Below are 12,013 nucleotides of genomic sequence, written 5' to 3'. Positions count from 1 at the left end.
CTGCCAGTTAATAGTCTTCAAGATACGCTTGTGTTTTCGTTCATTGGTTATCAAACACGGGAAGTTCCAATCAATGGGAGAACACAAATTGACGCGGTTTTAACACCTCAAGCATTGGTCGGGGAAGATGTAGTCGTCGTTGGGTATGGTACACAGCGAAGTGAGGAGGTCATAACTTCTACTTCCACAATTTCTATGGAAGACGTAGAAGATTTGCCGGTCTCAGGTGTTGATCAGAGCTTATCTGGCCAAATGGCAGGTGTTCGTGTTAGAACATCAAATGGTATACCTGGTGGTGGACCACAGATAAAAATTAGAGGAATAGCTGCTGTCGGAGCTGGTAGTGATCCTTTATATGTTGTTGATGGCTTTCCACTTCCAACATCTTCAGATCAAATTTCTAATCCTATCAATGATATAGCTCCACAGGATATAGAATCGATTACAGTTCTTAAAGATGCTTCAGCTACAGCCATTTATGGATCAAGAGGAGCGAATGGGGTAGTATTAATTACTACTAAGAAGGGAAGGTCAGGAGATTACAGGGTTCAGATTAGTGCAAAAACCGGTCTCCAGAGAATTCCGGAAAGAGAAATGCCTGACTTAATGAATGCAGAGGAATTCGCTCGATTCAAAAAAGAATCAATCATTGATCAAATTAGAGTGCAAGAAAATCGGGAGGCTACAGATGCAGATATCCCCGAGTTGTACCAAAATCCAGAAGAATTGGGTGAAGGAACGGACTGGTTTGATGTAATATCAAGAGTTGGACAGACCCATGATTTAAATTTCAGTTTGAGTGGAGGCAATGAGAATGTCAGAAGTTATGTTTCAGCCGGCTATTTTAATCAGGAGGGGGTAATAAAAACCTCTGGTTATCAACGGTTCTCAGTAAGAGCTAACGTTGATGCAGATTTAACTTCTAATATTAGAGCAGGTGTAAATATTGCACCTACATTTTCATTTCGCGAATCTTCCGTTACTGGAGGGATTGGAAGAGGCGGTGGTGGTTTTGGTGATGCCCTTGTTGCTAGCCCTATACCTCCAGTATATAATGAAGACGGAAGTTACAATGCCATGATTGATGGTCCAGCTGGTATTTTTCCTTATCCTAATCCATTAATGAGTTTAACTGAAATTGATGAAGAATCAAGAAACACTCGGATTCTGTTTAATATCTTTGGGGAATATGAAATCGTAGACAATTTAGTTTTGAAGTCTACTTTTAACACTGATTGGGAAGATAGTCAGAGGGAGTATTTCCGACCTTCAACAGTTGGAGCCCTTTTTACATACCCACCCACTATTCCAGAGGCGGATTATGATAGAGGGTCATATTTAAATTGGGTGAATGAGAATACTTTAAGCTATCAAAATACTTTTGGAGATGGCCACAACGTATCTGGGTTGCTTGGTTTTTCCATACAAAAAAATATTAATGAGAGCGCCAGCTTTGATGGTGATGAATTCCCTGATGATGATGTTCAAACTTTTAATGCAGCTGCAAGAATTACAGGGGCAACCAGTGAAAGTGAATGGTCTTTAATCTCTTATCTGGCTAGAGCAAATTACAATTACAAAGATAGGTATCTATTAACTGCTACGGTCAGAAGAGACGGTTCATCTCGATTTGGTTCCAATAATCGATGGGGAATTTTCCCTTCCGCGGCAATTGGTTGGCACTTGTCTAATGAATCATTTATGGGGGATGTTGACTGGGTAAGTGACCTCAAACTTAGAGCCTCCTATGGTCAGGCGGGTAATTTCAAGATTGGTAATTATACATATATGAGTCAGATAGAATCCAATGATTATATCTTGGGAGGAAGTTTGGCTGGAGGCCGCACAATGGAATCTTTGGGTAATCCTAATTTAGGATGGGAAAAAACAAGTGAATTCAATCTTGGACTGGATATAGGTGTTTTCGATGATAGGTTATATCTGATTACCGAGTTTTATAAGAAAAATACGCAAGACTTATTATTGAATGTGGAAATCCCTCAATCTTCAGGGTTTTCTAATCTATTTGTAAACCGAGGTGAAATCGAAAATGTTGGAATGGAATTTGACCTTACATCAAGAAATATAGTTTCATCAGGTTTCAGTTGGAGTACAAGTCTTAATCTATCTACCAATAAGAATGAAGTTCTCGCATTAGGACGGGGTGATGAGCCAATTCTATCAGGTTCAAGCTACGAAGGAAATCCGACCCATATTACCATGGTTGGTCAACCAATAGGTATGTTTTATGGGTATGTGCATGATGGGATTTATCAAAATCAACAACAGGTTGATTCTCAACCATCATTTCCAGGTGCTATTCCAGGAAATATGCGAGTCAAGGATATAAATGGAGATGGCGTTATAAATCCTATTGAAGACTTCACAATTGTAGGTAATCCATATCCTGATTTTACATGGGGTATGACAAATAATCTGACCTATAAAAATTTTGATTTTAAAGTTTTGCTGACTGGTTCAGTTGGTGGAGAGAGAATGGTGGCTAATCGATTCACAACGTATCTGCTCGATGGTTTATTTAATGTTAGTCGTGACCTATTGGATCGATGGAGGTCACCAGAAAACCCTGGGAATAATTATGTTCCCACTACTGCTGGTTCTGCAAGGGGTAGAAGAATGTTTAGAGATAGTGGTTCCCAATTGGTAGAAAAAAATGACTATGTGTGGGTGAAAAACATCACCTTAGGTTATACACTACCTAGCACTTTGTTGGATAAAATGGCGGCACAACGAGCACGTCTTTATATAAGCGTGCAGAATCCTCTTCTTTTTACTGACTATGCAGGCAGAAATCCAGAAGTGACTAATTATGGAAATCAGGCAGGGGGTGGAGCCCTTGTACCAGGATTTGATTCAAATCCATATCCTACTCCAATGATATTTACAACCGGAATTAATTTAACATTTTAAATCCTGATCAAGATGAAAACTCAAATATATCTTATATCATTAATATTTGTTCTTTCAGCTTGTAGCGAGACTCTTAATGTAGAACCAGTTACGTTTACAAGTGGGGAGAATTACTATCAAACAGCATCTCAGATAGAAACGGCTATAAATGGCGCATACGGTAAGTTACAGCCACTATATACAGGCGATTTTTATGTCTTCACAGAGATGCGAGCAGACAACACTACATTCTTTTTTAATCCTAATAACAGATGTTGTGTACCGAGGGAGGAAGTAGATTATTTCCTGATGAATGCTGTAAATGATAGAGTAGAAAATGTATGGGATGCTATTTATAGCGGTATACAACAGTCGAATGTTGTATTAAATCGTATTGAAAATGTGTCTTTCCCTGAAGAGTCTAAGAAAAGTCAGTTTATTGGAGAGGCGAAGTTTATTAGGGCGTTACTTTATTTCCATCTCGTCCGATTATATGGCCCTGTACCGCTAAAAAATAAAGAAATCGAGGATCCATCAGAAGTATTTACGGATGAGAGAGCAAGTATTGAACAAGTTTATCAACAAATAATAAGTGATGCCGAGGACGCTTCAAACAGATTGCCTGCAAGTTATGAAGGTTCTGATATAGGACGAGCGACAAAGGGAGCGGCCCTTACACTTTTGGGCGATGTATATGTGACTCAAAAAGACTTTTCTTCAGCCGTGAGCACTTTGAGAGAAGTAACCAATTTAAACTATAGCTTAGTCCCTAATTATGAGAATGTATTTAATCCGAATAATAAAAATAACTCAGAGTCAATTTTTGAGGTCCAATATTCTGCTTCCGCGGAGGGCGAAAATAGTAACTTCATATTTCTGTTTGGACCCTGGAATGCTTCTGTAGCCTTGACTGGGTTCCAAGGACAGTTGGAATCAATGAATATTCCTACGCCGAGTATAATAGAGGCCTATGAAGATGGAGATGAGCGAAAAGAGGCCTCGGTTGGATATTATGTTGATCCGGAAAATAGTGGGTTTGACGAGGCCCTTGGAGATTCCATGCCATTTATCAAAAAGTACTACCATCCGCCATACGAAAGACAGGGTCAAACGGACGAAAATTGGCCTGTGTATCGATACTCGGATGTATTGCTAATGTTAGCTGAAGCAATTAATGAAACCGATGGCCCTACAAGTGAAGCATACGGCTACGTCGATGAGGTACGCCAAAGGGCAGGGCTGGATCCCTTAGCAACAGGACTCAGCCAATCAGAATTCAGAGATGCGGTCTACCAAGAACAACGGGTAGAGCTCGCTTTTGAAAATAAAAGATGGTTCGACCTGATCAGAACAGACCGTGCTATTGAGATAATGAATGCCCATGGTGCGGAAGAAAAACAACGATTAAATAGAGTAACTTCTGAAATGTTTAATGTTGAAGAACATCAACTGCTTTTCCCAATACCGGCCAAAGAAGTTAGGCTTAATGGATTTAGTCAAAATCCTGGTTGGTAACGGTTTCATCTACTCATTTTGAACAATAACAGGTAACCTGATATCTGCAATTATTCTAATCCTAAATAAAAGAGGTACATATTATGAGTACAAAATCTAACACTGGAATTAAATTGGGCATGCATGCGGACAACTGGCGGGTGTTGAGTGGCAATTTCGGCCAGGCTATAGAGTCTGCTGTGGAAAATAATTTGGATCACATTGAATTCGGTCTTATTGATGGACAGTACTTTGTCGAGGGGCTCGGATACGAGCCATCCGTATCTATGGATATGGATGAATTGGAAATTCGGCGTACGCTTGACAAACATGGGATAAGTATTTCTCAAATTGATGGTGCCTATCCCTTGACAGGCAGAAATGGAGGGGTACATGGGGTTCGTTATGTCTGGCGTGCAATCAAAAAAGCCTATCTGCTTGACTGCCCTTATGTAGTAAGTACCGATGGGGGTCGCAAGCCCGAGGGGTGGGATGACCAGAAAACGATTGACCAATGGCGTCACAATATTAGGCTCGTACTCGAGCGGGCTGAGAGTTTCCAGGTGGGGGTAAACCTTGAGCCCCATGGACCATTTACAAACAATATTGAGTTAATGGTTGATATTCTAGAGGAATTCGACTCCGAGTGGCTGGGTGTAAATTTTGATACAGGCAATTCATTTATTGCGGGTAATGATCCGCTGGAATTTATTAAAGCAATTCGTCCGTGGTTGCGGCATGTTCATTGCAAAGATGTCCCGAAGGCTATGGTAGATGAAAGCACGGGTGACGAAACGGGTATCGGTTCTTCAGGAGTAGCTGTTGGACAGGGGGTAAATGCTTCCAATATTAAGGAATGTATTGAATATCTGTATGAGACCGAATGGGATGGAGTATTTTCGGTCGAGACTATAGGCACACCTAGTAATATCAGTGACAGTGTTAATTGGCTCCGTTCTGTCATCTCAGAAGCTTCAAAGGTAACTAATTAAGTATAAATGAAGTACTCAGCTTTAATACTAATATTCCTTTTTGGGGCTGTAGGATTATATCAGCCCCAAAAAAAATTTGATTCGTTGGATAGAGATAAGGAATCAAGAAAATTAACATTAGAAGATAAATTTGATTTACCGGAAGGTTTCTCAATACGTAAAATAGCTGAGGGACCCGATGTTATCAATCCTATGCGGATGACGGTGGACGAGGAGGGCAACATTTATGTTTCAGAAGCTCATAATTATCGTTATGGTGGAGCTAGTGTGCCTGAAGGACAAAAAAAGGAAAAATTTACTATGGCAAATGTGACCAATCCTATTAAACGGATTGAGTTTGACTCTGAGGGACAAGTTGAACGGATTAAAGTAGTGGCAGAGGGATTTGATAATCCTGTAATGGGAATCTCAGTTCACAATGATAAATTTTATGCAGCATCATTAAATGAACTTTTTGTGATGGATATAGGCCCTAAGGGTCAACTATTGGATCGCAAACTTCTCGTTAAGGATGCTGCTGTACCGTGGAATCCTTTTGGCATGTATGGAGTCATTGTTGGGCCTGATGATAAGCTTTGGCTTTCCGTTGCAGATCACCCAGAAAGTGAACTTACAGGTACGGATGGAAGTACAGTCCGTTTTAGTGGACAAAGTGGTGGGCTGGTCAGGTGTGATCTCGATGGTTCGAATTTGGAGTTGATTACTGATGGCTTACGGGCACCCTATATTTTTGATATTGATCCTTGGGGGCATATTTGGCTTATATCAAATGGGGAACAAAGTCCGAATATCTATTTAGATGTAATTCCCGGTATGGACTATGGCTATCGTTCACGGGATGTAACCTATAATTGGCTTGCCGGTAGAACTCCACTTGCTCCACCAGTTATGGATATGGGACCGGGGGCCAATACCACCGCCTATCATTATTATAGTTCGATGTTTCCAAGTGATTATTGGGGGGATGTTTTTGTTTCGAACTGGGGAAGCCACGGCTTTAATCCGACCAATAGGGTAGTCAGAAGATTTAGCCGGAAAGAAAAAGAGAATAGTGGTGGGTTTATAGAACACGATACTCCGTTCCTATCTACCCTCAGCGACTCGATGTTCAGGCCAACTAGCATTGTTCCTGCACCCGATGGAGGACTTTATCTTAGTGATTGGCATGGTAGAGATGATTACAATAATAATATGGGATATATCTATAAAATTACATACCAAGGAGACGGTGAGCAGGAAAAAGTGCCTATATCAGGAGATATTGAAGAAATGTCACCTAATAAACTAGTTGAATTGCTGGGTCATCCAAACCACTTCATTCGTGAACAGGTACAAGGCGAGCTTTTAAAGCACGATACTTCGGCACTAACAGCATTAAGTGAAGTGGCGGAAAATGGTGATGCCTTTGCATCAGCCACGGCCATTTGGACATTAACACGGATGAATTCGAAGCCGGCCAGCCAAACAATGATTTCTGCACTTAATCATGCGGCCCCGCGAGTGCGCGCTCACGCATTACGACAGTTAAGACAAGCAGCAGGTCAGCAGCTGGGAGAAGGGAGTTTTAGTAATGACCGGCCGCAGTTAATAAGTGTAAAAAAACTTGGTAGCATAGCACAATCTATGTTGGATGACCCAAATGGAGAGGTCCGAATAGAAGCAGCGTTGGCATTAAAATCAAAGGAAGATGTTGGCCGAGGCCTACTTCGGGCGCTGGAAGTGGCTACAAGTGACCGGCTACGGTATCAAATTGGCTTTGAATTGGGCAGACGGGGTGACAAAGCTACATTAGAAAAATTATATGCATCATCTGACCCGGAAAAAAAGCGTATTGCCTACATCGCTGCTATGACAGCACGATATGAGGAAAGTTCACTTGCATCGGTAGTAAAAGATTGGGATTTGCCACTTTCCAATAAAGAAAAGGCGGAAAGACTAGTTGAGCAAATAAAGGCTGGTAACAAAATACAGCTTGCGAATGAAAAGGTAATGGCATTAAAATGGCTCGAAAATAACCCTCCCAAACAAAAAGAATTATTGGACTTCTTATTAGCCAGCCTACAAGATCCAAATCAAAAAGTGCAGTCAGCGTCATTACGAGTAGTAAGAATTGCATCGATTGATAGTGATGAAATTAGGGAAGCAACCTTACGTATCCTAAACAATACTCAAAGTGAGTTTCAACAGATGAATGCCCTTTATACATTGGGATCATTTAGTGAATCTGGAAGTCCAGAAATTTGGCAATCCTGGATTACACATTCTTCCAATAATATTGCAATTTCGGCTTTACGAGCGTTGCGCCAGCGAGATCACAGCCCATCTTTCGTTAATGAACTATGGAATACGATTCACGATACGAAAGGAAATGATCCTGTTGTAATAGAAGAGGTTTACTTTACCTTTAAAGAGTTAGGTATTCCGGAAAAACAATTGGCAGAGCTCCCCGTCCAGTTAGATAGACCAGAAGATAAGCAACAATTCGGGAAGGAGGTATTGTCAGGTTTGAAGAATGCCTCTGCAAAGCGTGGTAAGATAATATTCAGTACGAGTAAAGCTGCATGCACCTCCTGCCATGCAACGAGTACAGGTAATGTTACCTCAAACCTTGGACCTAATCTAGCGGATATCGGGGCGGCTTCTCAGCCACAGTATTTAATTGAGTCTATTTTAGAACCAAACAAAGTTATTAAAACAGGTTACCAAATAGAGACAATTGAGACTAAAAGTGGCAAGGTAGTTACAGGCCAAGTTGAAAAAAAGTCTGACAAACTCATTGTTAGACAGTTTGGGATGGAGCCTGTGGAGATCTCTTTGTCGGAAGTTAACAAACGTACAAAGAGTCCTATATCAATTATGCCATCGGGGTTAGAAAAAGAAATGACAGTCACTGAACTTGCCGATCTTACCAAGTATCTTAGGTCCTTAGATGGAAGCAACTAAGGACCTCAATGATACAGTGAAGAACAAATACATCAAAAATTGAAATGTCATATTCTGAACGGCCAATAGTTGCCAGTAACCTAAAAGTATTTTTAGATGCCTAATTTTTTAAACTTATTTTCACTCACGTTTACTGGACTTCTATTAATTACTTTAAACTGTACAAGGCAGTCAAAATACAATACTTCGAAGAATTCGCTTGATTCTTCCAGCTACACAAAAGTAAGTGATGGTATTCAAGGAGCTGAATCAGAAATTGAAGATTCTATAAATGTACTTATTGTAACGGGTATGGACCACCCTGCCCATAAGTGGCGTAAGACCACTCCGGCGTTAAGGGCGGAGTTAACCAAGGATCCTCGTATGAAGATAGACGTACTTGAAGATCCCTACCAATTGGAGGTTGTGGAGCTTGACAATTATGATGTGGTGTTTCTCCATTTTAATAATTGGAAGAAACCCGATCCAAATGCTAAAGCAAAGAAAAATTTGAAGCAATTCGTAGCCCAGGGAGGAGGACTCTTTCTGCTGCACTTTGCGTGTGGGGCATTTAGGAATTGGGAAGAATACACCAAAATTGCCGGAAAAGTGTGGGATGGTGAGAACACCCATGATCCACGTGGTAAGTTTCGTGTCGAAATAGTCAACCACCAACATCCAGTTACGCGAGAAATGGAAACATATGAGACAGATGACGAATTGTATATAGGGGTCAAGGGTGAGAAGGAAGTGATATTACTTGCCCGCGCCCGCTCGAAAATTACAAAACGTTATCATCCAATGGCCTTTGCTCATACTTATGGGAAAGGTCGAGTATTTAATACTCCCTTAGGGCATGATGTTCGTGCAATCCAAATTGAAGGCACTGCTAATATGATACGTAATGGCGTAATATGGGTGGCAGGACGAGCCTTGTAACATAATTTGAACATTCATATTTAATGTAAGAAAACCTAGTGAACAAATTTGGTGGTCCCAGAATAGGTTTTAAACCCCGTTCTGGATCCAATAAAAGGTTTCAACTGGTAATTAAGTGAGGGTGTTGTTGAATTCTTAAACCAAGTTCACGTTAAATAAGTAAATAGCGAAGATAAACCGATCATCCATCACAACTCTCTATCAGGCTCGATGTCAACTCCACCAACAAGGTAAAATCCTGGACTGCTGGGTTGTCATTTCCGAGCATTTCAACAACCTGTTGCTGTATTAAAATTTTCCCAATTGAGCCCGGGGTGAGGTCGTTGTCCAAAAAACCTGAAATATATTGTTGTAACCGGGAAACGGTCGTCTCATCCATGGTGGGCCAGAATGCAGAAAGGCTGAAATAAATTAATTTGTCACGAGCAACACGGCCTATGCCCTGGACCACGCAGTTTGGACCTTCATCGGTGGCTTTTTGGGAGTACTGGTCATTCCCGGTGTCACTTTGCAGGAGCAGGGTAGCAACCAAAACAAACATTATCTCAGACTGCAATTTCCGTCGGGCCTCAATGGTTTGTTTTCGGGTATCGGCCATCCGGACAAGCGTCTTCCCCGGGGGCGTATACTGATCTCCCGGGACAACGAGCACGGACGAGATGAAATCATCCACGTTTTCTTCGGGAGTGAGCTTATTGATCTGTTCACCATATGAAGCCAAAACACGGGATAGATCCTCCTCTCGCCTGGCTTGAAGGACGCTCAGCACTTGTTGATAGGGTTGGCTTTGGGAAGCAAACCCATACCGATTGTTGAAATCGGTATACCATTCATTCCCCTTGTCGACAGCACTTGCCGTATTCGGGATTTGTTGCAGGCTACCTATTTCAACGTCCATGAGTGGCGACAGGAGCTCATCACGCCTGTGTTCTACTTTTGAAATAAGCGACTCTTTCTCAGAAATATCCACATACTGCAGTAATTCCTGGTTGTTTTGTTCCCATAACGCCAGCCGGCGGGCCCCGTCGTATCCACTGCTGTTGGTGACCGCTTTCTCGGCACTGGCAGCCAGGATAGGGGTTGCCAGTTTCTGTCTTATATCTGCAATATGATCATTAAATTCCCGCTGTTCGCTGGGCCAAAGGGTATGAAGCAGGAGGGAGGAGCGCTCCTCAATGTTGGCAATTTTGGCAAAGGTGCCAGGTTTGGGAGACAGATGGCTCAACCGGTATTGGGTGGTACGCTGCCAGGAACGAATAACCCGCTGGGCAAGCAGAGCAGCCGTGATTCCCGGCGTGCCCGGACTTCCCGAACTGTTGAATGCTCTTGAGAAGGCCCGGTAATCCCGAAGCATATAGTCGCTGCGGTCACCAAAGGAGCGATAACTGCCCGTCAGGCGGTCGGCGACCATGTCTCGCTGCCCGGGACTCATCTGCTCAAAAGGCAGGCCGAAATGGGCAATAAAATGTTCGTCCTCAAACAGGTTTACAACTTTATTATACAATGTTCCCATTTCAGTGTGGTCCGGATTAATCTCCGGGTACTCATCACTAAACCTGCCTGCCCATTGAAGAATTTCTTCATCACCAGGAATATCTCTGCCCAACTTGTTGAAGATCGACCCAACCCCGGACGCCTGCAGGTTAACTTGTTCACTTGACCTGCGAAAAGGTTCTTTCAGCCTCGATTCAGCCTTGTCGGTCCGCATTAATGCAAAGTATATGGGGCGATCCCGCAGGGTGCGCTGTTGTCCGAGAAATCCGGCTATTGCGGGTCCCTCAGTGTCAACAACTCCTGATAGAGGCAAGGCCGTTACCCGGCCCCGGGGCTTGTTAATCCATGTTTTCGGTTTTAGTTCAAGCGTTCGGGTAACTGGATCATAGCTGCCGATTACCGAATAACTCCCGGGCGAGAGTCTTCCGGGTCCCCGTTTTTCATCAAGCGGATAAAAGTGCAATTCACCGGATAGATTCGTCGTATCAGAAGCCAGGAGATCGAGCTCAATTCCCATCAGGTTCGGGTAGACATGATATATTCCCTCCCAATGGCCCGTCACCTGATCGATATTGACGGTTTGCAGGTCCGCTTTTGTAAGGGCGCGTTCTTGGTAGGTGAGGGAGCCTGTTGTACTGCAGCCCGCCAGCAACGAAACGAAAGATAAGACAACTATTGCGGTAAATAGACCATAACCCTTTCTCCCTCGGAGTGAAGTGATGGAGGGGAAAGCTTCGCAACATTGATCGAGAATGGTATTTATGTCATCCCTTTTGATATAGCTAACAAGTCGTTTTTCGATAAAAACAGGATATATGATCCATCACCTGATGTTATATTATAACATTCTAAATGTAGTAAAAACAGTTTCTTAGGGTATTTTTAAATCTAGTATATAAATTGTAAATAGCAAGTGTCTAATCCCTTTTGTCTTCGCTGACATGCTGAAATTGGGTAAGACAACGGTTTTAAAAGACCTCTTTAAGTTCTTTGAGCTGCGCGGAAGATGGTTAGCCTGCCGTCTGACAAATGATCTGAGACACAATTTCCTGTCAAAAGAAAGAACTGGTTATTTTTGAAATTGTCGGGTGTGGAACACCCATGATGGATTACATGAGAAGATCATATCCCAGTTACATGGTGTTAGCAGAATAACGTGAGTTCGATACTGGAATTGCTACAAAAAAATGGACAGTGAGTTAAGCCAGATCATGCAGCCAGTTCTTGTTGTTGGGTTAAATAATCTTGCATTTCCGCAGGCG

At 42.3% G+C, this 12,013-nt stretch carries 6 protein-coding genes; 5 read left to right on the top strand and 1 reads right to left on the bottom strand.

Annotated features, from left to right (window positions below; all coding sequences use genetic code 11):
- Nucleotides 1-30: 30 nt before the first annotated feature.
- The 5 genes from ACG2F4_RS18445 to ACG2F4_RS18425 all read left to right on the top strand — a co-directional run bounded on the left by ACG2F4_RS18445 (nt 31) and on the right by ACG2F4_RS18425 (nt 9,257).
- Nucleotides 31-2,931, top strand: a complete 2,901-nt coding sequence (locus ACG2F4_RS18445; RefSeq protein ID WP_395262421.1) for a SusC/RagA family TonB-linked outer membrane protein — start codon at nt 31-33, stop codon at nt 2,929-2,931.
- Nucleotides 2,932-2,943: 12 nt separating this feature from the next.
- Nucleotides 2,944-4,425, top strand: coding sequence for a RagB/SusD family nutrient uptake outer membrane protein (locus ACG2F4_RS18440; protein WP_395262420.1), 1,482 nt, complete (start codon nt 2,944-2,946; stop codon nt 4,423-4,425).
- 83 nt (nt 4,426-4,508) lie between these two features.
- The gene (locus ACG2F4_RS18435; protein ID WP_395262419.1) at nt 4,509-5,396 is read left to right on the top strand and encodes a sugar phosphate isomerase/epimerase family protein; all 888 of its coding nucleotides are present in this window, start codon (nt 4,509-4,511) and stop codon (nt 5,394-5,396) included.
- A 6-nt stretch (nt 5,397-5,402) separates the two neighbouring features.
- Entirely contained in the window at nt 5,403-8,339 is a 2,937-nt protein-coding gene (locus tag ACG2F4_RS18430; protein ID WP_395262418.1) for a hypothetical protein, read from the top strand.
- 96 nt (nt 8,340-8,435) lie between these two features.
- Nucleotides 8,436-9,257, top strand: a complete 822-nt coding sequence (locus tag ACG2F4_RS18425) for a ThuA domain-containing protein (protein WP_395262417.1) — start codon at nt 8,436-8,438, stop codon at nt 9,255-9,257.
- A 181-nt stretch (nt 9,258-9,438) separates the two neighbouring features.
- Here the strand turns inward: ACG2F4_RS18425 and ACG2F4_RS18420 are convergent, their stop codons facing one another.
- On the bottom strand, nt 9,439-11,403 hold the full coding sequence (locus tag ACG2F4_RS18420) for a hypothetical protein (protein WP_395262416.1): 1,965 nt from the start codon (nt 11,401-11,403) through the stop codon (nt 9,439-9,441).
- Nucleotides 11,404-12,013: the final 610 nt, after the last annotated feature.

This window comes from Halalkalibaculum sp. DA3122 (assembly GCF_043951865.1).
Classification (GTDB): domain Bacteria; phylum Bacteroidota; class Rhodothermia; order Balneolales; family Balneolaceae; genus JAMQKA01.
This window is presented reverse-complemented; position numbering and strand designations above follow the sequence as displayed.